Source organism: Roseibium sp. R5, from assembly GCF_055755305.1.
This window is the reverse complement of the sequence record NZ_CM146910.1, coordinates 4,594,355-4,615,568: the sequence shown is the minus strand read 5'-3', so window position 1 is coordinate 4,615,568 and position 21,214 is coordinate 4,594,355. Positions and strand designations below refer to the sequence as shown.

22 protein-coding genes are annotated in these 21,214 nt (G+C 56.8%); 15 read left to right on the top strand and 7 right to left on the bottom strand.

From position 1 onward, the window contains the following. Window positions 1-227 precede the first annotated feature (227 nt). Window positions 228-1,478 (bottom strand): poly(ethylene terephthalate) hydrolase family protein, encoded by a 1,251-nt coding sequence (locus tag AC0J4F_RS21480; protein WP_133951056.1) that lies wholly within the window; start codon window positions 1,476-1,478, stop codon window positions 228-230. A gap of 303 nt (window positions 1,479-1,781) precedes the next feature. Between AC0J4F_RS21480 and AC0J4F_RS21475 the strand changes: the two genes are divergently transcribed. Beyond that, window positions 1,782-2,024: a hypothetical protein gene (locus AC0J4F_RS21475; RefSeq protein WP_133951054.1), complete on the top strand. Its 243-nt coding sequence runs from the start codon at window positions 1,782-1,784 to the stop codon at window positions 2,022-2,024. A 3-nt stretch (window positions 2,025-2,027) separates the two neighbouring features. On the opposite strand, the gene AC0J4F_RS21470 is transcribed toward AC0J4F_RS21475, so the two are convergent. Then, entirely contained in the window at window positions 2,028-2,345 is a 318-nt protein-coding gene (locus AC0J4F_RS21470; protein ID WP_133951052.1) for a DUF2293 domain-containing protein, read from the bottom strand. Between the two features lie 107 nt (window positions 2,346-2,452). Here AC0J4F_RS21470 and AC0J4F_RS21465 point away from each other — a divergent pair, with 107 nt between their 5' ends. After that, entirely contained in the window at window positions 2,453-3,079 is a 627-nt protein-coding gene (locus AC0J4F_RS21465; protein ID WP_473024634.1) for a helix-turn-helix transcriptional regulator, read from the top strand. Between the two features lie 13 nt (window positions 3,080-3,092). On the opposite strand, the gene AC0J4F_RS21460 is transcribed toward AC0J4F_RS21465, so the two are convergent. Beyond that, entirely contained in the window at window positions 3,093-5,060 is a 1,968-nt protein-coding gene (locus AC0J4F_RS21460; protein WP_473024633.1) for a putative bifunctional diguanylate cyclase/phosphodiesterase, read from the bottom strand. 427 nt (window positions 5,061-5,487) lie between these two features. Here AC0J4F_RS21460 and cyoA point away from each other — a divergent pair, with 427 nt between their 5' ends. From cyoA to AC0J4F_RS21425, 7 genes are all read left to right on the top strand, one after another. Next, entirely contained in the window at window positions 5,488-6,426 is a 939-nt protein-coding gene (gene cyoA / locus AC0J4F_RS21455; protein ID WP_473024632.1) for a ubiquinol oxidase subunit II, read from the top strand. After that, on the top strand, window positions 6,426-8,468 hold the full coding sequence (locus tag AC0J4F_RS21450) for a cbb3-type cytochrome c oxidase subunit I (RefSeq protein WP_473024631.1): 2,043 nt from the start codon (window positions 6,426-6,428) through the stop codon (window positions 8,466-8,468). Before cyoA ends, AC0J4F_RS21450 begins: the two co-directional genes overlap by 1 nt. Continuing rightward, window positions 8,465-9,079 carry a cytochrome o ubiquinol oxidase subunit III gene (gene cyoC / locus AC0J4F_RS21445; protein ID WP_473024630.1) on the top strand — a complete coding sequence of 205 codons (615 nt, stop codon included), beginning with the start codon at window positions 8,465-8,467 and terminating at the stop codon, window positions 9,077-9,079. The genes AC0J4F_RS21450 and cyoC overlap by 4 nt, the downstream gene beginning before the upstream one ends. A 9-nt stretch (window positions 9,080-9,088) precedes the next feature. Next, complete coding sequence (gene cyoD / locus AC0J4F_RS21440) at window positions 9,089-9,403, top strand: cytochrome o ubiquinol oxidase subunit IV (RefSeq protein WP_473024629.1); 315 nt, start codon at window positions 9,089-9,091, stop codon at window positions 9,401-9,403. 99 nt (window positions 9,404-9,502) lie between these two features. After that, on the top strand, window positions 9,503-10,348 hold the full coding sequence (locus AC0J4F_RS21435; protein WP_209177321.1) for a helix-turn-helix domain-containing protein: 846 nt from the start codon (window positions 9,503-9,505) through the stop codon (window positions 10,346-10,348). Between the two features lie 69 nt (window positions 10,349-10,417). Then, entirely contained in the window at window positions 10,418-11,059 is a 642-nt protein-coding gene (locus AC0J4F_RS21430; protein WP_473024628.1) for a DsbA family protein, read from the top strand. Between the two features lie 123 nt (window positions 11,060-11,182). Beyond that, complete coding sequence (locus AC0J4F_RS21425; protein WP_473024627.1) at window positions 11,183-11,995, top strand: substrate-binding periplasmic protein; 813 nt, start codon at window positions 11,183-11,185, stop codon at window positions 11,993-11,995. 37 nt (window positions 11,996-12,032) lie between these two features. Here AC0J4F_RS21425 and AC0J4F_RS21420 read toward each other — a convergent pair whose 3' ends face one another. Next, a complete protein-coding gene (locus AC0J4F_RS21420; RefSeq protein ID WP_473024626.1) occupies window positions 12,033-13,685 on the bottom strand; it encodes an FMN-binding glutamate synthase family protein in 1,653 nt (550 codons plus the stop codon). A gap of 281 nt (window positions 13,686-13,966) precedes the next feature. Between AC0J4F_RS21420 and AC0J4F_RS21415 the strand changes: the two genes are divergently transcribed. Then, complete coding sequence (locus tag AC0J4F_RS21415) at window positions 13,967-14,779, top strand: substrate-binding periplasmic protein (protein ID WP_473024625.1); 813 nt, start codon at window positions 13,967-13,969, stop codon at window positions 14,777-14,779. 17 nt (window positions 14,780-14,796) lie between these two features. Here the strand turns inward: AC0J4F_RS21415 and AC0J4F_RS21410 are convergent, their stop codons facing one another. Next, window positions 14,797-16,104, bottom strand: a complete 1,308-nt coding sequence (locus AC0J4F_RS21410) for a glycosyltransferase (protein WP_133951032.1) — start codon at window positions 16,102-16,104, stop codon at window positions 14,797-14,799. A 211-nt stretch (window positions 16,105-16,315) separates the two neighbouring features. On the opposite strand from AC0J4F_RS21410, the gene AC0J4F_RS21405 reads away from it, so the two are divergent. Together AC0J4F_RS21405 and AC0J4F_RS21400 are read left to right on the top strand one after the other, a co-directional pair. Further along, the gene (locus tag AC0J4F_RS21405; protein WP_473024624.1) at window positions 16,316-17,092 is read left to right on the top strand and encodes a substrate-binding periplasmic protein; all 777 of its coding nucleotides are present in this window, start codon (window positions 16,316-16,318) and stop codon (window positions 17,090-17,092) included. A gap of 53 nt (window positions 17,093-17,145) precedes the next feature. Next, window positions 17,146-17,571: a secondary thiamine-phosphate synthase enzyme YjbQ gene (locus tag AC0J4F_RS21400; RefSeq protein WP_473024623.1), complete on the top strand. Its 426-nt coding sequence runs from the start codon at window positions 17,146-17,148 to the stop codon at window positions 17,569-17,571. Window positions 17,572-17,580: 9 nt separating this feature from the next. Here AC0J4F_RS21400 and AC0J4F_RS21395 read toward each other — a convergent pair whose 3' ends face one another. Continuing rightward, entirely contained in the window at window positions 17,581-18,333 is a 753-nt protein-coding gene (locus AC0J4F_RS21395; protein ID WP_473024622.1) for an SDR family NAD(P)-dependent oxidoreductase, read from the bottom strand. Between the two features lie 299 nt (window positions 18,334-18,632). Here AC0J4F_RS21395 and AC0J4F_RS21390 point away from each other — a divergent pair, with 299 nt between their 5' ends. Further along, window positions 18,633-18,755, top strand: coding sequence for a hypothetical protein (locus AC0J4F_RS21390; RefSeq protein ID WP_473024621.1), 123 nt, complete (start codon window positions 18,633-18,635; stop codon window positions 18,753-18,755). Window positions 18,756-18,926: 171 nt separating this feature from the next. Continuing rightward, a complete protein-coding gene (locus AC0J4F_RS21385; RefSeq protein WP_473024620.1) occupies window positions 18,927-19,484 on the top strand; it encodes a hypothetical protein in 558 nt (185 codons plus the stop codon). A 549-nt stretch (window positions 19,485-20,033) separates the two neighbouring features. On the opposite strand, the gene AC0J4F_RS21380 is transcribed toward AC0J4F_RS21385, so the two are convergent. Next, window positions 20,034-20,477 (bottom strand): hypothetical protein, encoded by a 444-nt coding sequence (locus AC0J4F_RS21380; protein WP_133951021.1) that lies wholly within the window; start codon window positions 20,475-20,477, stop codon window positions 20,034-20,036. Window positions 20,478-20,634: 157 nt separating this feature from the next. On the opposite strand from AC0J4F_RS21380, the gene AC0J4F_RS21375 reads away from it, so the two are divergent. Continuing rightward, window positions 20,635-21,213: a hypothetical protein gene (locus tag AC0J4F_RS21375; RefSeq protein ID WP_473024619.1), complete on the top strand. Its 579-nt coding sequence runs from the start codon at window positions 20,635-20,637 to the stop codon at window positions 21,211-21,213. Window position 21,214: the final 1 nt, after the last annotated feature.

The following is a 21,214-nucleotide window of genomic DNA, read 5'->3' as shown; positions in this document are numbered from 1 at the left end:
GACGCTTGAAGCCACCGCGCTGGTGAGCGAAAGCACCAAGGCCAAATGGCAAGCCCAGCAGATCCTAGCTCGAGTCCGGTAAGATCGGAACACAAAGTTCCCCGACGTTCGAATCTTCAAAAACCAAAGGATTTTTATCCTGATTGAACGTCAGAGTAAAAGGGGTGCTTGCATGTCAGGTTAACAAGCGGCGGCCTGTTCCGCACACCGCCTGTCAAAATCCGATGTTATTCGCCTTTTGAGCGGGTTTCGAACATCAGGCCCTTTGCGGACCTGTCCGGGAAGCCCTGCCAATAGGTGTGCTCCGGTTTGTCCGTGCCGTCGTCATTGCGGGCAAAAACGCCATCTTCTGCTGTCTCGATCAGGTCCAGATAGGCAGCCTTATCCGTGTCGTTCTTCACGTGGAGATCCATGAAGGCCGTCGCGAAGTGCTGCATGATGTTGTTCATCCGCACCGTGTCCCACACAGCATCTGCATAGTGTTCAAACGGCGCCCAGCCGAGTTCGTCGCTGAAGGGATAGGATTCCATCGGTGCGGGCATGGGAGCTGCCGCATTATGATTGGCGCTGAGGAAGGTCAGAAGATGCCGGTCGGTTCCACTGCTTTCCTCCCAGATCTTGCGGATGCCGGTTTCATACTGGGAAACATCGTCGACGCTGCCGGCAACATAAAGCGCGGGGACGCGCACACCGGAAAGGCCCTCAGCGTCCCAAAAATCCCGGTTTCTCCCCCATGGACCGATGGCGACAATCGCCTTGAGACGCGGATCGATCAGCGCTTCGTGCTCCGCGCTGCCAGCCTTGTGCATGCCCAAAAGCCCGTCCGGCGCGCCCCACTCATAACCGATGGATTTATCGGTTACACCGCCGCCGGCAGAGATGATCGCGCCATAGCCGCCCATGGAGTAACCGATGAGACCGGTGCGGTTGGTATCGATCAGACCTACAAGTGGCGAGTTATCGTCCTTGGCAAGCCGGTCCATCTCATTCAGCACGAACATCTGATCAAGCGGCCGGTTCACCAGCGTGGATCCAAAGGCCGCCTTGTCATGATATAGGCTGTCGGTGTGGTCGATTGAGACCGCGACATACCCTTTGGTGGCCAGGTTTTCCGCCAGATGGCTCATCAGGAACCGGTTGCCCGGATAGCCGTGTGAAATCAGTATAAGCGGGTAGGGGGCAGAGGCCTTGGCAGGTGTAGCATCCGGTTTGGAGATCCCGCGAATGTCGGCCTCGCGCTGTCCGTCCCGAAGGATGACCCGCATTGGTTCGGGGGCATCATGCGCTTCAGCCGGATAAAAGACCTCCACTGTCAACGGGCGGTCATACCGTTCCGGCGTTTCATCGGCCGCAATCCGGACGATGTCATACTGATCAGGATTGGTGAGCTGCAGCGTCATCCGCCCGACCTCGTACGCGCCATGAGCTGCAAGCTCCGGCGCATCAGGGCGGACGAGGTCGATTCTGTTTTCAGACATGGCTTCAGCCGAAACAAGACTTGTGAAAGTGGCGGCAACCAAAAGGGATTTTGGGGACAATCGGGGCACGGTGTTGGGTCTCCGGAGCATCGTAATAACTTACAATCTGCAACTTAAAGCCCAACCTATGAATGGCAAGGGTCATCAGCGTGCTGATAGTTCGCAGGCGACAAAAATTAAGGCAAGGAGAGGCATCGAAGCTGCCAGAATGCCGCAGCGAACGGGCGTTTTGTCACAGTGCGGGATCAGTCTGCCGAGCTTACGTGAAACCACGTACATAATGACAAGGAAGGGCCTGATCGCGTGTCTACAAAAACTGCCGAACAAGAACTGCTTATCATCCGCCTGCTCTTGATCATTCCGGTGCTGAACTGGTTTGTGAAGGACGCGATGTATGGCGAGGACGATGCCAAATACTGGTTCGTCGGAAACCTGGCGATGGTTTGGGCCGTCTGTATCTTTCTGTTCGGCTATCCAGCGATCATTCTCCCTGCACTGGCGATGGTTCCAATGGCGTTCCTCTGGATTCTCGACGTTTGCCGGTAGGAGCTACGCCTCGTCGTCCGCTTCCGCAGAGACCCGCTTCTGACTTCCCCAAGTCTCAAGCATGTCGTTCATGGCATCCAGTACGAAAAACCGGGCGGAGTCCCGGTCATATCCGTCATCGAGCAGGGCATCATAGTCCGTGTGCTCATGCCGAATGCGGCTGGTGGCCGCTTGCCACACGGCAATGGACGGCGGCAAGTGACGCAGATGACCGGCAAGGGCGCCCTCAAGAATCGCTTCCGCATCCGCCATCGGCACACGTGGCAGTAATAAGCGCAGTGCCTTGCGCATGTCTTTCTGTCGTTTTGTCCCGGCCACCATGCATGTCCGGTAGCACGTTTGGCCAAATACGAAAACGTGCGGTCCGGTTTGAAAGTTAGATAAGAGATCCTTTTCTTTATCTGAGTGCTGACTATATTCATGCCATCATGTCAGACCGCACCCGCATAAGACTGCTGAATGCATTGAAAGCTGCCGGACCCCAAACGGCAGCAGAGCTTGCCGAGGAACTCAACGTCACATCCGTTGCAGTCCGCCAGCATCTAGACGGCTTGCTGGAGGCGGAACTTGTTGAATTTGAGGACCTGAAAGGCTCGGTCGGCCGCCCGAAACGGGTTTGGTCCTTGAGCGCAAAAGGTCACGGCCAGTTCCCCGACAATCACGCAGCCCTAGTCTCGGGGCTTCTGTCCGGGGTGACCGACATCTATGGCCCGGATGGTCTTGAAAAGCTCATCGCCCACCGCGAAGACCAAAGCCGCAAACTCTATTCCGAGGTTCTCGGGCAGGAACAGGAGCTTCGGGGAAAAGTTGCCGCACTTGCCGATTTGCGGAGCAAGGAAGGCTACATGGCCGAGGTGCAGCGGGATGGCGATGCGTTTCTGTTGATCGAAAACCACTGTTCGATCTGCGCAGCGGCAACAGCCTGCCAGGAATTCTGCCGGTCAGAGCTCAATCTGTTTCAATCGATCCTCGGAGACGACGTTCAGGTTGAGCGCAGGGAGCATCTGCTATCCGGCGATCGCCGCTGCGTCTACCGGATTGCGGCTGCGTCCTAAGGTTTTGCCAAGGCTAGTTTGCGCTGGAGCGCAGCAGGTCGTTGTGTTCGGCGCTGATTATTGGAAGGCCGGCGATCATGCCAGTCTCATCAATGCTTTGCTTGATGTCGGCAAAGGGCTTCGGCGGGCAGAAATGATAGCCTTGAGCGAACCGGCACTGTAGCTGTTGAAGCGCTTCGGCCTGTCCCGCATCCTCAACACCCTCGGCAACGCAGGTGATCTGCATGGACCGGCAGAGGTTCAGGATGGATGCCACGACACCGCCTGTCATTGGATCATCAAGACACGCGACGAAGCTGCGATCGATCTTGACGCAATCGATCGGCAGGCGGTGCAGATATCCAAGACTTGAATATCCGGTGCCGAAGTCGTCCAAAGCCAACCGGCACCCGGCATCGCGCAAACGCGTCAAGCACGCTTCCGCCGCCTCGTAACTTCCAATGACCGAGGTCTCGGTGATCTCGAACGTGATCCGTGTCGGATCTACTTTGCGTTCCGCGATGATATCCAGCAGTTTAGATACCGTTTCATGGGACGTGATGTCATGCGCTGACAGGTTGAAGGACATGCGCAGCGTTTCGGGCAGCGCTTCGATCTGCCTGATCGCCATACAGAACAGCTGGATGGTCAGCCTTTGGATCTGACCGGTTCGCTCGGCCACTTGAATGAAAACATCCGGCGGGATGCGGCCAAGTTCCGGGCTGTTCCAGCGTGCTAGGGCTTCAAAGCCGATGATGGTCTGTTTCGAAAGCGCGACGAAAGGCTGGAAGCGGACCTCGAACTCGGCTGCAATATCGGCACATTGCAGAGCACTTTCGATGGCCCGTTCCGACCGGATGCGGGCTTCGTGATCAGCAGAATAGACGGTGACCGAACCGCGCGCCGTTGTTTTGGAATTGTAGAGCGCGTAGTCGGAGCGGTCGAACAGCATATGGGTGGTTGTGCCGGCATCCGGATAAAACGCGATGCCGCAAGAGGCTCCGATTGCAACGGATATCTCGCCAATCTTGAACGGCTGTTGCAGGCTCTCACACAGCGCCTTTGCAACATCTGCGGCGGTTTCCGGCGGTCCAAGATATAAAAGACCGAATTCATCCCCGCCCAGCCGGCTGATCTCCAGATCCTGTACCCCAAGCGCTTCCATGCGGTCGCCGACAGCCATGAGCAGCTGGTCGCCGACTTGGTGTCCGTAGGTGTCGTTGACCGGCTTGAACTGATCCAGGTCGATCACGCCGACGGCAAAAACGGCATCGGTCCCGGCAACGCTCTCGATCTGGCGGTCGAGCCGGTTGAAGAAATACCGGCGGTTGGGCAAGTTGGTCAGGAAGTCGGTTTGGGAGAGCCGCTCGTTCTCCGCATTGAGACGTTCCGTTTCCTGATGTTTGGCTGCCAGTTCGGATCGGGACTTGATCAGGTTTGAAAAGGCCTCGTAACCGTTGAGCAGCACTTTCAGAATAACCAGGCACACCAGAAAGATGTTCATGGCAATCGCCGTATAAACGTCCTGGCCTTTGCTCAGATAATAGACCAGATAAGGCGCCGTCACGATGAGCATCACCATGATCGCCGCTTGTGGCAAATGCATCAGACAGAAAATACAGCCGATCACAGTGATCGCGATGAAAAGGGCAACGTGACCCTGCTCAATCGCAGTTCCGTAGCTTTCAAGGCTCAAGGACCACGTGATGTAGACAATCGAGACCATGCTCCCCAAAACAACGGTTTGCCGCAACTTGCGCACCGCCTGTTGCGGTCCGAGTTCGATACCCCTGGACCGGACCCAGGAGAGCAGCCTGAATGTTGTTAAAATCAGCATCGGTATGAGAACACCGATTGTCACATAACCGGGGGCAACGTCGCGGTGCGTGTACGCAACGGCAATCGCGTTGACCATGAGCAAAAGATAGAGAAGCGGGATTTGGGAGTTCAGTTCCCGGCACTGGGCCTGCGCAAGTTCGGTGTCCCGGGGATCAATGGTCATCCAACGGGCAAAGTCTTGAAGTTTTTTCGTTATCGCCCGCAATGCATCGAAATCCTTGTGCCTGAAAAACAGCTCAAATCGGTCTCTTAGTAAAAACACAGAGGACCACCGTTATTCAGAAATGATTGATATAACGTAACGGTACTGATTCGATTATGCTTGATGAAATTAGAAGTTCAACGTCAAAGGTTCTTTCGGGAAGAAAAACTGTAAAAAGTACTTATAAGAACGCAGATTTGAGTTTGTTAGGTTCTTAAGATTTTGTTGACCTTGTTGACATGATGTTTCCCCAACATCGAAAAGGAACCTTCTCTCGCGTCAACGCCTTGCGCTGAAAAAATCTGCGGCATAGTCTTTTTAAATCAAATCGCTTTGCCTCAAGTCGTTGGTGCGCCATTCATTCATCAACCCGCCCAAGGACCCGGCAATGCCTGCGGGGGATGTTGGTGTGAGTGGATCTGGAACGCCTCTGCATTGGGCCCGGCAATTGGCAGCCGCGGCCGCCATCGCTTTCCTTGTTTCCGGTTGTGCGCTCTCCGAAGCGCCGATCCTTTATCCGCAAGGACCGATCGCTCTCGCGCAGCGGGATCTTTTGTTCACGGCCTTTTGGCTGATGATGATCGTTGCCATCCCGGCGATTCTCCTCACGCTCTTGTTTGTCTACCGGTACCGGTCGCGGCATCACAGCACCGCGGCCTATACGCCGGAGTGGGAGGGGTCCTGGAAAATCGAGGCCGTTGTCTGGCTTGTTCCGGCCGCGATCATCATTGTTCTCGGCACACTGGTCTGGCGCGACACGCACAAGCTTGATCCCTACAAGGAGCTTGCCTCGGACAAGCCGCCCTTTGAAGTTCAGGCAATCGCGCTCGATTGGAAATGGCTCTTTGTCTATCCGGAGTTGGGTGTTGCCAGTGTCAATGAGCTGGCCTTTCCGGCCGATCGGCCACTGTCCATCAAAATCACCTCCGACACCGTGATGAACTCACTGATGATCCCGGCGCTTGGAGGTCAGATCTATGCAATGGCGGGCATGCGGACGGAAATGAATCTGCTCGCCGATGGTCCGGGCACCTTCAAGGGCCGCAACACCATGTATTCCGGCGACGGTTTCTCAGACCAGCACTTTCTGGCGCATGCCCTGACGGGGGCGGACTTCACCGCCTGGAAAGACAAGGCAACCGGTTCGCCGGATGCCCTGGATGCCAAGACCTATTTGGAAGTCGCCAAACAGAGCGTTGCAAACCCGGTTGCCTATTATTCAAGTGTTGAGCCGAACCTATTTGGCCTGATCCTGCGCAAATACGCGCCGATTGTCGGCCCGCTGGAAAGCGAAGCTGCGGAACTGATTTGCCGGGGGGCTGCCTGATGCTGGGACGTTTGACGATAGACGCGCTGCCCTTTTACAGCTGGGTGGCCATGGGCGGGGCGGCCGTAACCGTTGGCGGCGGGATCGCAGCCTTTCTGTTGATCACGTACCTGCGCGCCTGGAAGGTTCTGTGGACCGACTGGCTGACAAGTGTCGATCACAAGAAGATCGGCATTATGTACGTCGTGCTTGCACTCATCATGCTGGTGCGCGGCTTTGTCGATGCGCTGATGATGCGCGCCCAGCAGGCGATCTCTCTCAACAACGAAGGCTATCTGCCGCCCGAGCATTTTGAGCAGATCTTCTCCTCGCACGGCACCATCATGATCTTCTTCGTAGCGATGCCGTTTCTGACCGGTCTGATCAACCTGATCGTTCCGCAGCAGATAGGTGCCCGGGATGTGTCGTTTCCTTTTTTGAATTCCGTCAGTCTCTGGCTCACGGCGGCAGGAGCCGCGCTGGTCCTGATCTCTCTTGTGGTGGGCAAGTTCTCTCAGGCCGGCTGGACGGGGTATCCGCCGTATTCCGGCATCGAATACAGTCCCGGCGTTGGCGTCGACTATTGGATCTGGGCGCTGACCTTAAGCGGCGTCGGCACCACCATGTCCGGGATCAACTTCATCGTCACAATCGTCAAGAACCGCTGTCCGGGCATGACCTATATGCGCATGCCCATGTTCACCTGGACGGCACTTTGCATCTCGATCCTGATTGTCTTTGCTTTCCCGGCCCTGACCGTGGTTGCCCTGCAGCTCTGGCTGGACCGGACACTGGGCTTCCATTTCTTCACCAATGGCGATGGCGGTAACATGATGATGTTCGCCAACCTGCTTTGGATCTGGGGACACCCGGAGGTCTACATCCTGATCCTGCCGGCCTTTGGAATTTTCTCCGAAGTGGTGGCGACCTTCTCCAGAAAAAGGCTCTTCGGCTACACATCGCTGGTCTATGCGACCGCCTGCATCGCCTTGCTCTCCTTCACGGTCTGGCTGCACCACTTCTTCACGATGGGGGCCTCGGCCAATGTGAATGCCATCTTCGGTATAGCCACGATGATCATTGCCGTGCCCACAGGCGTGAAGATCTTCGACTGGATGTTCACGATGTATCGGGGGCGGATCGAGTTCCATCCGGCCATGGTGTTCACCATCGGTTTCATGGTGACCTTCGTCATCGGCGGAGTGACAGGCGTGTTGCTGGCGTTGCCGCCCGCCGATTACCTGATGCACAATTCCACGTTCCTGGTGGCGCATTTCCATAACATGCTCATTCCCGGCGCTCTGTTTGGGTATTTCGCAGGGCTGAACTACTGGTTCCCGAAGGCCTTCGGCTTCAAGCTGGACGCCAAATGGGGCATCCGGTCTTTCTGGTTCTGGTTTATCGGGTTTTATCTCGCCTTCATGCCGCTTTATGCCCTTGGGTTCATGGGCATGTCCCGGCGGATGGAGCATTACGCGGATCCAGCCTGGCAACCCTTCCTGGTGGTTGCCGCGCTGGGCGCCGTCTTCGTGCTTTGCGGCATCATCTGTATCGGCATTCAGCTTTATGTTTCCGCGCGCCAATGGGGATCGTCCCGCGACATCACCGGGGATCCGTGGAACGGCCGGACCTTGGAATGGGCAACATCGTCCCCGGCCGCGCCTTACAATTTCGCGGTCGTTCCAACGGTCACCGATATCGATGCATTCCATGAGATGAAGATGCGCGGCACCGCCTATCAGAGGCCGGAGCGCTACGAGCCTATTGTCATGCCGAAAAGCACGGGCCTCGGCGTTGTCTTGGGCGGGCTCTCCTTCATTATGGGATTTGCTGCTGTCTGGTACATCTGGTGGCTGGCGGCGCTGATGCTGGTTTTGTGTTTGATATGCATCGGGATCCGGGCCTGCGATGACACCAGCGAGTATGTGATGTCAGCGGCCGAGGTTGAGGCAATTGAGACCGCCTGGCTCTCCGGGATCACACCGGCTGACATGCATGACATGCGTGATTTTGAACCGCGCGGGGCTGCGTCCGGAATGGCGCTGTCGGGGAGAGCGTTATGAGCGAGATGCTGACCATCAGGAACGACGCTGACCTCTTGGAGGAAGAAGAGCATCATTCGCTTCGCGGACGGGAGTTCGGCTTCTGGCTGTTCCTGATGGGTGATGCCGTCATTTTCGCGCTGCTTTTTGCGACCTACGTTGTCTTGTCCGGCAACTCGGCGGCCGGCCCGACCTCGCAACAGGTCTTCGACCTCAGCCACACGGCCATCGAGACCGCGTTGTTGTTGGTCTCCAGCCTGACCTTCGGCATTGCCAGTCTGGCCATGGACAAGGGGCATGGGCGCGCCGTCATCCTCTGGCTGCTGATTACACTTGGACTTGGGCTCGGGTTCCTCGCCATGGAGTTTCTGGAATTCCGCGGCATGATCCTGCAAGGGGCAGGGCCGGACGTCAGCGGGTTCCTCTCGGCATTTTTCACGCTCGTCGGGATGCATGGCGCGCACGTTGCCATGGGGGCAGTCGGCATCCTTGTTATGATCGGTCAGGTTATGACCAAAGGACTGACGTTGCCGGTCCGCTCCCGGCTCAACCGCTTGGGGCTGTTCTGGCATTTTCTTGATATCGTCTGGATCGGGATCTTCTCGGTCGTCTATTTGCCCGGTGTGATGTAGGAGGCTGACATGGACCACACGGACCACACAGAACATCGCAGCCTTGGCACCTACCTGACCGGCTTTGCACTTGCGATTGTGCTGACGGCGATCCCTTTCGGCCTGGTCTGGACGGGCGCACTCACCGGACCGGCGGTCTACGGTGTGATTGCAGCGGCCGCTGTCATCCAGGTGCTGGTGCACCTGGTGTTTTTCCTGCACCTCAATTTCAGGTCGACCCCGGGGGAGAACCTCTTCTTTCTGGCCTTCGCAGCCGTTCTGATCTGCATCATGGTCGGCGGCAGTCTCTGGATCATGTTCGACCTGCATCACCGGATGATGTGACGGTCTGAATTACGTGTTTGACGCCTGAGTTCGAACGACACTCTGTTGGTTTTTGCAACGAATGTGGTTTTACCTCAACAGCTGTGGTACCCACACCGCATGGATAAAAGAGACCGGGCCGAACTGTTTCGCGAGCGTTTGAGCGCGGCGCTCAGAGAGCGGGAACTGAACCGCTCAGACCTCGCGCGTGCAGCTGAGCTCGACCGGTCCACGGTTTCCCAGCTTTTGTCCGAAGAGAGCCCACGCTTGCCCAATGGCCAGGCGCTTGCGGCCATCGCTTCTGCCCTAAGTGTGTCCGCCGATTGGCTTCTGGGCTTGTCGGCGCACAAGGGCGCGGCTGCGGAAATCCTCGATCAAGCCGTTCAAGTGGCCGAAACCGAACGTCATCCGGTCGATGTGCATTTGCTCGCCTGGTACCGGGACGCGGTGGGCGCCAAGATCCGTCATGTTCCGGCGAACCTGCCGGATGTCTTGAAGACAGAGGCCGTTCTGGCGCACGAATATGCTGGTGAAACCTTTCGGACACCCGGACAGGCCATCACCGGTACACGCGATCAGCAGGCGTTGTTGAACCGCGCAGAATCGGACATGGAAATTTGTGTTTCGAAAGAGGCTCTGGAAGCATTTGCCCGGGGCGAGGGCATGTGGTCGGATTTGCCGGATGCCGTGCGCCGGGAGCAGCTGAAGGTCATGGGCGAAACCCTGGAAAGATATTACCCGTCTCTCAGGCTGCATCTTTTTGGTGCGAGCGACCGGTTTTCAGCCCCGTTTACGGTGTTTGGTCAAAAATGGGCTGCGCTGTATCTGGGTCAGCGCTATCTCACCTTTTCCAACACACGTCACGTGCAGCTGTTTTCCCGGCATTTCGATGATCTGGTCCGCCACGCTCTCGTGCGATCTCACGAGGCCAGTGACTTTGCAACGAAACTGTCTCTCGGGATTTGAACCGGAATTTAAGCACCAAAGGTAAATCCAGATTTTGAACCGCCTTTCGCGAAAGAAAGACCCTACGGCATGGCAACCATCGAATATGTCTATTCCGCGCATTCCGCATTTGCGTATCTCGGCTCCTCTGAGATCATGCGGATTTGCGCTGATCACAACGCGGTTTTGGTCCATCGGCCGGTGCTTTTGTCGCCTGTCGTGGAGGCTCAAAGAAGCCCGGCCTTCCGCCAGCGGACACAGGCGCATGTCGACTATTTCTTCGGTCGCGAAATCGAACGTTGGGCCGAGTACCGGTCCGTGCCGATCATCCGCAAGCGCCCGACCTTTCACGATGCAGACTACAGCCTGGCCTCGGGCATGATCATAGCGCTGGGCGAAACGGGCCCAGAGACCGACCGGATGGCTCACGGACTTTTGGAGGCGCATTGGAATGAGGATTTGGACCTTTCAGACCGTACGGCCCTTGAGGCTGTGGCGGTGAAACTGGGGTTCGCCGCCAAGGAATTGCTGGAAGAAGCTGCAAGCCCGAGCGTTCAGAACAAGCTCATGGAAAATTCCGAGTGGGCCAAGGAAAAGCAGGTTTTTGGGTCCCCAACCTACATTGTCGATGGTGATCCATTTTATGGTCAGGATCATCTCTCACTGGTGGAGCGCGCTCTTGAAAAACCCTTCGCGCCATTGGATTGGGTCAATCCGCCTGTTGATGGGTAGGACGCCGGTCAGACGAAAACTCTTTCGTAAATTTGCGCCGTGTTAAGTGTTTTGCCGTTACGTGAATTGTTTCAGGTCGTCTGTTGTGCGTTTGTACAGGCGTCCCTCACGCCGGAGACTGTCATGGTATCGGTCCGCCTCGGGCTGGTTTTATTCTTCGCAAGCATCTCCAGTGCATTGGCATCAGATCCAAACTGCACACGCGTAACCGCGTCTGCACACCCCGATTATCCGCCTTATCATTGGCGCGAGGGCGGGCGGATCGTTGGGGCAAGCGTTGACCTCAACAAAATGATCTTTCAGGAACTCGGTGTCTCGTTTGATGCGGTCTTCACCGGGCCCTGGAAACGCGTTCTGAAGACCGCTGAAAACGGCGATATCGATTTCTTGATGTCGCTGAAAAAAACGGATGAGCGATCAACGTTTTTGGACTTTACCGACACCCCCGCGTTCGAGAACCCGTTTACGGTGTTCACGTTGCGCAACCGGAGCTTCCCACTCACGGTATGGGAGGAACTGAAGGGCAGGTATGGCGCGAAAAACGCCGGAGACCGCTATGGAGAGCCTTTCGATTCCTATGTCGCCAATGTTCTGGAGTTGTCCGACAATTTCTCTTTCCAGGATAACGTCAACCAGCTGCTGGTCGGTCGGATCGACTACATTATCCATGGCCGCTACGTCGGCCAGGCGCAATTTGGCGCCATACAGGGCGGTGAGGACATTGTGCCGTTAGACTGGAACGTGATGAACGGCTTTGTGCACAGTGGTTTTACGCTGAGTTCTCCTTGTCGGAATCTGAAGAACAAGGTGAGCGAGCGGTATGGCGAACTGCTGGCCGACGGGACAGCGGACCGGATCATCTCTGAAAACATCGGCCGATGGATTCTCCGAAGCCGGAATTACGAGCTGCGAAAGAAAGTCGTCGATATCGACTAAAACATCCGGCTAGCCATGTGTCGGTCCCACCTTTTCTTTAGTGATGACCGAGGTGATGGTGATACTGCGCCTTGGCAACTTCCAAGGTTTTTGCGGGTTCGAAACTGCCGGCATCGGCCATCGCCCAATAAGTGGAATACCCCGCAATATCGTGGGTTGGGTCGAGCAACGCACCCGGTTTCACCCAGGTCAGCGCAGCGCTGGCCGGCAGGATTTCCCGCAAACCGGCTCGAAGATAGAAATGCTCCGGCTTGAAGTCCCGTGGATGAGACAGCCCGGCTGCAGCTGTGAACTCAACGAGCGACTTGATGGTATTGCGGTGAAAGTTCGCAACCCGGGTGGCCTTGTCCGGAACATCCAACGCCTGCTGGCGTTTCGGGTCCTGGGTTGCGACGCCTGTCGGACACTTGTTGGTATGGCAGCTCTGCGATTGGATGCAGCCGACCGCGAACATGAAGCCGCGGGCCGAGTTCACCCAGTCCGCGCCAAGTGCCATGGTTCCGGCGATGTCAAAAGCGCTGATCAGTTTGCCACTCGCGCCAATGCGGATGTCATCGCGCAATCCCGCGCCGACAAGGCTGTTGTGAACGAACGCCAACCCCTGGCGCAGTGGCGTGCCGAGCCTGTTGGCGAACTCGACGGGGGCTGCCCCCGTGCCACCTTCCGCACCGTCCACAACGATGAAATCCGGTTTGATCCCGGACTTGAGCATCGCTTTCACGACCGCCATGAATTCCCACCGGTGTCCGATGCATAGTTTGAAGCCGACAGGTTTGCCACCGGAAAGCTCGCGCAGGGTCTTGATGAAGTCCAGCAATTCCATCGGTGTCGAAAACGCAGAATGGCTCGCTGGTGAAATGCATTCCTTGCCGACCGGAATACCGCGGGCTTCCGCGATTTCCTCGGTCACCTTGGCGCCGGGCAGAACGCCGCCGTGGCCGGGTTTTGCGCCCTGACTCATCTTGATTTCGATCATCTTGATCTGTGGGTTGGCGGCCTGTTTCTTGAACTTTTCCGGATCAAAGCCGCCATCGTCGGCGCGGCAGCCAAAATAGCCGCTGCCCAGCTCCCAAACCAGATCTCCGCCGCCTTCGCGGTGGTAGCGGGAAACACTTCCCTCGCCGGTGTCATGGTAGAAGCCGCCCGTCTTGGCACCTTTGTTCAACGCCAGGATGGCGTTGCCGGAAAGTGACCCAAAGCTCATGGCGGAGATATTGAATATCGAAGCGGAGTAAGGCTGTTTGCACTCCGGACCGCCGATCTCGACACGCAGCTCTTCGACCCTTCCATGGGACTGCGGACAGACCGAATGGTTCACCCAACCGTAGTTGATGTCATAGACGTCAAGCTCGGTGCCGAAGGGGAGCACGCCTTCGATGTCCTTTGCCCGGTCGTAGACCATGGTGCGGCGCTCGCGGGAGAACGGCCGGCCATCCTGATTGCTTTCAAAGAAGTACTGCCGGAGTTCAGGTCGGATGGCTTCGAACATGAAGCGGAAATGGCCGGCAACCGGATAGTTTCTCAAAATCGCATGTTTCGTCTGGGTGACGTCCAGTATGCCGACAATGGTCAAGACGGCAAAAACCGCAAAAACCCAAAGGATATGAGGGTTGACTGCGAAGCTGAGGATGAAGGTCACAACTGCGGCGGCACTACAAAGCGCAAACACCGTATAGCGGGCTGGAAACAAGAGACATTCTCCCTCTGGCAATCCTGAGGGGCAGTCTAGTCAGTCTCCTTGTCAAAAGGAAAGGGGGCATCTCATCTTTGATGAGCTTGGCCGCACGATTCAGAACATGCATCGCGCGGCGAGGTTTATGTATTTAATGCCATTGAGAAATATGTCGATTGCGGGCCCTTGGCCGTGTCCCGAATAATCACGGAACAGATTTGAGCCCCGAAGCGCTGACTCATTCATTGGCGGTCCGTCACTCCGAATACCGGTTCGGGCAACGTTTGCGATGAGGTGACATGAAACGAGTGTTGGGCGCGATAACCGCAGCCATCTTGACCGTCAGTGCGTGGCAAGCTTCGGCACAAACACTTGTTCTGGACCTGGAAAACGTAGAGTACTTTCCCTGGCAACTGCCGGATGGGACCGGGGCCGACATTTTCCTCATAGAGACGGCGGCCCGAAATCTGGGTTATGCGGTTGATCTCCGGCCCGTGCCTTGGAGGCGCTGCCTCAACGAGGCCGGTTCGAACGCCATCGACGGTTGTTTTTCGGCCAGCTTCGAGGTGAGCCGCATGGACCTTGGGGTCTATCCGATGGTGGACAACCGTCCGGATACCTCAAAAGCTCTGCACGCTGACAGTTACTCGCTCTACGTTCCAACAGAATCGGATGTCCGCTGGACTGGGTCAGGGTTTGAAAATCTGTCCGGCGATATTGGTGCCATCTACGGCTATTCGATTGTGACAATGCTCCAAAATCAGGGCGTCGGGGTTTTCATGGCCGACCGGCTCGGTCAACTGTTCCAGCTCCTTTTGCGCGACCGCCTGGATGGTGTCGCGGCGCTTACCGCACACGCAGATCACTTGATCGAACAAACGCCGGAGCTGAATGGATGGGTTCGGAAAGTAGGACCGCCCTTGGACGAAAAACATTACTACCTGTTGTTTTCACATGGCTTTGCCAAGAACAACCCGGAGGTCGTTTTAGCCCTTTATGATGAGATCAAACGGGTTCGGAAATCCCCTAAATATCGGGAAAACTATGAGCATATCCGGCGCACGCATGTTGAGCCGCACACTTTGAATTACGACCCTCCCGGTGGCCTTTAAGCAGAGATCAGACGAAGTCAGGCGCTTTTTGCTCGTGCATGAACAGCCGGAACACGGGACATGATTTCCTCTGCCGCGCCCTCTGCGCCGGGCTCGAGCGCCATGATGCCGGCGGCGGCCTTGGCACCCATTGCGTAGGCCGGAGCATCCAGCGCATAGAGCGCCTTCACCAGCAAATCTGGCGTGAGTTTCTTTTGGCTGATCGGCGCCGGACCAGCGCCAGCTGCATGAACACGTTGCCCCCAGAAAGGCTGATCGGCAAAGACCGGGCAGACAAGGGAGGGCTTGCCCCAGCGCAAGGCTTCATGGGTTGTCCCGGCACCGCCATGGTGGATGATGCTGCTGCATTTTGGAAACAGCCAGCTGTGCGGGGCCTTGTCGATCAAAAATACCTTGTCCTTCAAGACCTCCGGCAGGGTGTGCCCGGTGAGGCCGCCCCAGCCGCGCGCCAAAATGGCCCTCAGTCCGGTTTGGGTGAGTGAGCGCATGATCAGCCGGGTCAGCTCTTCCGGGTTCCGGCTCGGCATGGAGCCAAAGCCGATATAGACCGGCGGCGGGCCGTCCTCCAGAAACTGCATCAGCTCGCGGTCTGGTGTGTAGGTGTTTGCGGGCCGCATGAACCAGTAGCCGCTCAGCCAGGACGTTTCCGGCCAGTCTTTCGGTCTCGGCACCAGCGCAGATGAAAACCCTTGCAGGCACAGCGCTTTGGAGCCATCCGGCATATGCCCGTCGATCATTTCGCCGGAGTGTTCGAATTCCGCGGTTGCTTCGGCGCGCAGCGGTTTCAGCATGGGAGACAGACCCAGCGACATAAGTTTGCGGGCAGCCAGATAACTGAGACGGTTTCCCAGTTTACCGAGTGCGGGCAATCCAAACAGGGAGACCGGAAAATCCCCTGTGGGCGCCACGACCGGTTGAAGCGCGGTCGGCAAAGCGGGGACATTCAGCCGCCGGGCCACCAGCGTCATCACCGTGGCCTTGAGATTGAAGAGGATCAGATCCGGTTTTTCCTCCAGACCGATCCTCCACAAACACCGGACGACCTTCTTCTGATCTTCCATGGTGGTGCGGGCGACCTTGATCTTGCCGCGGAAGGTAAACATCGCCTCGCGCGTCACCGGGTCACCCAAAAGGGCTTCAAAATCGATCGCAACCGCGCGCGGTTGCGCCCCCACCTTGCCGATCATCGTGTCAAAGCCGCGCCCCGTCGCCACGACGACATCGGCACCAAGACGCACCAGTTCACCGGCAAGCGCCACATAGGGCTGAACGTCGCCGCGAGTTCCGAGCGTGGCAATCAGGATTTTCGGCTTTGAAGCGTTCATTGGTGAAATTCCCAATAGGAAGGTGCCTCTTTTGGATGTTTTTTGGCCACTCTGCAATCAGGAAGAGGTGTAAAATCTTCAAAATATCTGGAAAGTGTCAGCTACCGTTGGGGCATTATCAAATCAATGACATGTTGAGGAATGAATTTCCGGTTTTGTTAAGGGCAGGGGATTTAGGGATTCTCTGAAGGACAAGCAGAAAAGGCAATGCATGGCCCTGGAACTGAGTTCGATGACAGCGCTGCGCTTCGCCCGGCGCGCAGTGACTGCCGTTGCGGTCGTGAGCATTCTTGCTTTTGCGGTGTCCGGTTCGGCACTGGCAACGCCGCGCATCGACATTGTCACCGAAGATTATCCGCCCTACGAAATGGCTGTGGAGCAGGACGGTCTGCGCGGTTTCGATTATGAGGTCGCCACCGAAGCCTTCCGCCGCATGGGCTATGAAGCCAACATCCTGTTCCTGCCCTGGAAGCGGGCGCTGAACGAAGCGGAGACGGGCCGGGCGGCCGGTATCCTGACTTGCGCCCATCATCCTGACCGGGAGCGGTTCATTCTTTTCTCGGAACCGATCAGTGTCTTCACCAACGGTTTTTTCGTCCGAAAAGCGCATGAGGGGCCGGACATTCAGACCGTTGAGGATGTGGTTGGTCAGCCGGTGGCGTCCATGGCGGGATATGAAAGCCTGGCGGTTTTGCAGAACCTGGGCGCCAAACCGATCGAAGCACAAACGACCGAGCTTGGCCTCAAGATGCTGGCGGCCGGCCGGTTTGATTATCTGATGGGCGCGCGGGAACCGACGGAGTACATCATCCGCCGCGAAGAGATGAGCGGTCAGTTTGAATTCATCGCGCTGACCACCCGGGATTTCCACTTTTGTTTTTCAAAGAGTTATGAGGGCGTTGAGGACCTGATCGGCCCCTTCAATGAAGCCTTGGCAGAAATGCGCGCAGATGGCACCTATGATGCCATCCACGACAAGTACCGGTAGGGGTCGGGTCAACCGTTCCGGCCACAACTCATTTGAAGACTTTGAAGGCTTCCATGCAGACCCTGTTCTCCCTGAAAACCTCCGGCCAGGGGCTTTTTGAGTTCACCCGGTCCGTCAGCAGCTGGCTTATGGAGGACGGCGCAGGCGACGGATTGCTGACCCTGTTTGTGCGCCACACGTCCTGCTCGCTCCTCATTCAGGAAAACGCTGATCCGGATGTGCAGGTGGATCTGAAAGCCTATTTCAGCCGTCTTGTACCGCCGGCGAGCGATCCTGCGATGCGCTATCTCACGCACACGCTGGAGGGCCCGGACGACATGCCGGCGCATATCAAGGCCGCCGTTTTGCCCGTCAGCCTGTCGATCCCGGTCTCGGGCGGCGAAATGCTGCTTGGCACCTGGCAGGGGATATATCTCTTTGAACACCGCGACCGGCCGCACCAACGCCAAGTGGCGGCGCATTTTCTGGGCGACCGGTAGCAACGCCCCCTATGTCCGCAGGGCGGGCAGGCCGACGCCGGTGCTGTCAAACCCGCCGTCGGACGCAATCACCTGACCGGTGACGTAGCTCGCCTCTTCAGAGCACAAGAAGGCGATGACAGAGGCGATTTCGGCCTCCGAGCCATAGCGGTTCAGCGGGATCGCATCGTGATAGGCGTCGATGATTTCCTGGGTGTGCACGGCCATGGCGAGCTTGGTGCGGACCGGACCGGGGCAGACGCAATTGGCGCGGATGCCGTATTCGCCAAGTTCGGCCGCCTGCTGCTTTGTCAGGTGAATGACGGCGGCCTTCGACGTGCCATAGGCCACCCGCAAGGTGGAGGCGCGGAGGCCGGAAATCGACCCGATATTGACGATCGCTCCACGCGTTTTTTTCAGGTGCGGGACAGCTGCCTGCGAGACCATGAAGACCCCGTCCAGATTGGTCGCCATCACCGTGCGCCACAGGCTCAAATTCGCCTCTTCGATCGGCCCGAAATTGGCAACGCCCGCATTGTTGACCACCGCATCCAGCCGCCCGAAATGTTCGATGATCTTGGTCATCATCTCATCGACGTCATCGGGGATAGAAACATCAAAGATGAAGGCCGAGCCCGCGTTGATCCCGGCAGACGCGGTCTTCAGCTCCGCCCCGTCGCGGTCGACCATCGCCACCTTCCAGCCCTTTTCGATCAGGAGCTTCGTGGTCGCCAAACCAATCCCGCGCGCCGCGCCGGTCACAAGGGCAATCTTTTCTGTCATTTTTTTGAGGCTTGGGTTTGAGGGAGCGGATAGGGCGGAGGACCGACGCTAGCGATGAAGAACGAAGTGGTCAAACCGCTAATCATTGGCGAGCGTCAAACGGCTAGCCTGCCGGCGGATTGACGATGCCGCAAACGCCTAAGTAGAAGGCGCGCAGGCTTCTACGTAAGCGCAAGAACAAGCTATAATTGATACGCGTCTCTGATTCGCAACCCACAAGCTTTTGACGGCTTGAAGCGCGTGGGGCTCTTCAGGGAGTGCGGCCCGGCCGCATGCCTAGGCAGAGAAGGAGACTTATCATGCCTAAGACGCAGAAGCGGGGACGCGATGCCAAGAACGGGAGATTCATCCCGGTCAAGGTTGCTGAACGCCGGAAGGCAACAGCTATCGTTGAAACCGTGAAAAGCAAAAAGAAGAAGTAGTTTCGGCTACCCTTCTTCCGGGCGGTGTTTCTTGACCGGATTGCCGCCCGGTTTCTTTTTTGGACTAGGAGTGGTTAACCAATCGTTAACTTTCGGTTCAGGCTGCGTCTTGAGCATTCGCTTTAGGATCTCATCGCCCTTTTTTGATCTGGCTTTTTATCGGTGTCTGACATGAATAATGAAATCTCATATGATGGCGACAACAGAGCTTATATTGCCTTGGGCCGCTTTATCTCCGTATTTGCAAACATGGACTTTCAACTCACTATTCACCTCAGTCTAATGACAAATTTAGGCGAGCAAAGTGCGAATGTCCTTCTCCAGGGTATGCGCATGTCCGTAAAGTTGCAAAAGTTAAAACAGGCCGCAAAGCTCGCTGATCCTGTTTTCAGAGAATATGCCCCGATCTATAATAAGTTCTCAGAATACAATGAGTTCCGAAATAAGATTGTTCATTGGTCTCACATTTTCGAGCAAGAAGGGCAGAGTTTTGACATTACGGACCCAACAAGAAACGCTCAAAAAACCCTTGCCGCACATCGGATATCCGTTAATCCAGATGATCTAGTTTTGATCGCTGAATGGATCTGGCAGTCTCTCAGCTTCTTTTACCCGTTCGTCTCTGGGAAGAAAGAACTGCTTCCAGAAGGTTATGATGTAGAGCGTCTGCTTCGGGACGCCCCTCCGGTCCCGAAAGACCGAGATACCAGTCTTCGTACGCTTTTATAAAAGCTTCTGCGATTTCGTCCTTCGAGTATTTTTGATCTGGCTCTTCTGCCTGTTTTTCTTCGTTTGCCATGTTTCCGCACGTCACGTTTAGAAATAGGAAAATATTCCTTGACACCGTACCGGTGATGTGGCATGGTTTTGTCATGATCCCAAAGTTGCGGATCGGTTGAGGCTTCCGGCGATTGGGTGGAGGCCTTTTTTGTTGGGCGCATCAGCCGAATGGGCTGAGGAAGCAAAACGAGCGGAGAGGGTCAGAGGATGGCAGATTATCCAGGTCCCGCTGCCGCAAGGCCGGTTTCAGTCTCATGGGCCTCAGTATCTCACAGGCGCGCTGGGCGTGGATAAGTTTTTGAGAGCGGCCCCGCTCGCTGCCGTACCGGCCCCGAGCCGGGACCACACGATGGGCCGGGAAAGCGACGAGGGCCCCGGATTAAGTCCTGGGCGGCAAAGGGATAGCAACGGGACGGGTGCCCAGACAGCAAACCGATCTGTGTCTGTATCAACCGCCAGCCGCCGGTTTTTTTTATGCCTTCGGAAAACCCGATTCGATCAGCGCATGGATACGCAGACCTTGATGATGCCTTTGTTGTCCCAAAGGGCAACGTCCTTGTCGTTGATCCGGAACGCATATGTGCCGGCAGGATCCCTCGTATTTAGCGCAAGGGCTGCAAACTCTGCGAAAGGGACGATCCGCCCGGCCTGGTCGCGCACCAGCATTTCGCCAAAGGCGTAAGATTGATCGAACTTGTAGCCGTAAAGCGGACCGAGCGCGGCAGCGTCCTTGCCGGAGTAACCGCGCGGGCCGACGGGTTTGTAGAGCCCGTTGATGACCGTCCATGAGCCGGAATAGGCAACCTTGCGGATTTTGCCGTTTGGCAGGTTAAGCGACTGCCAGCCTTTTTTGGAATTGACCGACGCACAATAATCGGCTGCCAGGGCCGGTGGTGCGGCAAGCAGGACGAGCGGCAAAAGAACAAGGACAGCGCGTAGCATCAAGATATGGTTCCGTTAGGGCATGCAATTTCACAATGGCCGAGGCCCGAGGCAATCGCAAGGGTCGGCTCTTGGCTGCCGTGACGACGATCAATGGAGTTTGTCAGCAGTCTGGAACCGGCATCCACCGGTTTTTTTGTGCCTGGAGGAAACTGGATTGAACGAATGCGGAGGATCGAACGTGAAGGCGCGGTTCTCAGGGCAGGGCCTCGCTGACACGCTGAAGCGCGAGAAAGCTCTGAACCGGAAACGGCAGAAGCAGTCGAAGCAGCAGGTGTGCACCGTCTCGGCAGTCTCCGGAGAAGGCGGTGGCCCCTCAGACTCCGAGGGGATGGGAAAATCCCGGTTCTCTGATCCCGGATCTCCACTTTGTTCCGTCCGGGAGGGCGAATGGGCGGTGTTGAAAGCTGACAGGAGTGAGCAGAAAACGCCGGAAAGCCCGCAGGACATGGCCGCGCGGCTCTACCGGGCGTTTGCGGGACAAATGGATCAGCTGGATGCGCGGCTTGCGTACCTGTTTCAAGAGGCTGGCGCGGGGCCGCCAACCGGCGGGATCCAGGAAATCGACAAGACGGTGAAGACCCTGGCAAGCCTTGCCAAGACCTTGACCGCCCTGATGGACTTGAAAACGGATGTGAAACCGGACGGGGAGGGCGATAACCTTGACGACCGGGAGGAGTTGCGCGCGGCACTTGCGCGCCGTCTTGAGCGATTGTGCGAGGCTGGGGCGGATTGAG

What these genes read in the sequence shown, in the direction of transcription:
- AC0J4F_RS21465 (WP_473024634.1), top strand. Translation starts at nt 2,453, where the DNA reads ATGTCAGACCGCACCCGCATAAGACTGCTGAATGCATTGAAAGCTGCC.
- AC0J4F_RS21460 (WP_473024633.1), bottom strand. Translation starts at nt 5,060, where the DNA reads ATGACCATTGATCCCCGGGACACCGAACTTGCGCAGGCCCAGTGCCGG.
- AC0J4F_RS21395 (WP_473024622.1), bottom strand. Translation starts at nt 18,333, where the DNA reads ATGACAGAAAAGATTGCCCTTGTGACCGGCGCGGCGCGCGGGATTGGT.
- cyoA (WP_473024632.1), top strand. Translation starts at nt 5,488, where the DNA reads ATGCCTGCGGGGGATGTTGGTGTGAGTGGATCTGGAACGCCTCTGCAT.
- AC0J4F_RS21470 (WP_133951052.1), bottom strand. Translation starts at nt 2,345, where the DNA reads ATGGTGGCCGGGACAAAACGACAGAAAGACATGCGCAAGGCACTGCGC.
- AC0J4F_RS21430 (WP_473024628.1), top strand. Translation starts at nt 10,418, where the DNA reads ATGGCAACCATCGAATATGTCTATTCCGCGCATTCCGCATTTGCGTAT.
- AC0J4F_RS21450 (WP_473024631.1), top strand. Translation starts at nt 6,426, where the DNA reads ATGCTGGGACGTTTGACGATAGACGCGCTGCCCTTTTACAGCTGGGTG.
- AC0J4F_RS21425 (WP_473024627.1), top strand. Translation starts at nt 11,183, where the DNA reads ATGGTATCGGTCCGCCTCGGGCTGGTTTTATTCTTCGCAAGCATCTCC.
- AC0J4F_RS21400 (WP_473024623.1), top strand. Translation starts at nt 17,146, where the DNA reads ATGCAGACCCTGTTCTCCCTGAAAACCTCCGGCCAGGGGCTTTTTGAG.
- AC0J4F_RS21415 (WP_473024625.1), top strand. Translation starts at nt 13,967, where the DNA reads ATGAAACGAGTGTTGGGCGCGATAACCGCAGCCATCTTGACCGTCAGT.
- AC0J4F_RS21390 (WP_473024621.1), top strand. Translation starts at nt 18,633, where the DNA reads ATGCCTAAGACGCAGAAGCGGGGACGCGATGCCAAGAACGGGAGATTC.
- cyoC (WP_473024630.1), top strand. Translation starts at nt 8,465, where the DNA reads ATGAGCGAGATGCTGACCATCAGGAACGACGCTGACCTCTTGGAGGAA.
- AC0J4F_RS21380 (WP_133951021.1), bottom strand. Translation starts at nt 20,477, where the DNA reads ATGCTACGCGCTGTCCTTGTTCTTTTGCCGCTCGTCCTGCTTGCCGCA.
- AC0J4F_RS21385 (WP_473024620.1), top strand. Translation starts at nt 18,927, where the DNA reads ATGAATAATGAAATCTCATATGATGGCGACAACAGAGCTTATATTGCC.
- AC0J4F_RS21480 (WP_133951056.1), bottom strand. Translation starts at nt 1,478, where the DNA reads ATGTCTGAAAACAGAATCGACCTCGTCCGCCCTGATGCGCCGGAGCTT.
- cyoD (WP_473024629.1), top strand. Translation starts at nt 9,089, where the DNA reads ATGGACCACACGGACCACACAGAACATCGCAGCCTTGGCACCTACCTG.
- AC0J4F_RS21435 (WP_209177321.1), top strand. Translation starts at nt 9,503, where the DNA reads ATGGATAAAAGAGACCGGGCCGAACTGTTTCGCGAGCGTTTGAGCGCG.
- AC0J4F_RS21410 (WP_133951032.1), bottom strand. Translation starts at nt 16,104, where the DNA reads ATGAACGCTTCAAAGCCGAAAATCCTGATTGCCACGCTCGGAACTCGC.
- AC0J4F_RS21405 (WP_473024624.1), top strand. Translation starts at nt 16,316, where the DNA reads ATGGCCCTGGAACTGAGTTCGATGACAGCGCTGCGCTTCGCCCGGCGC.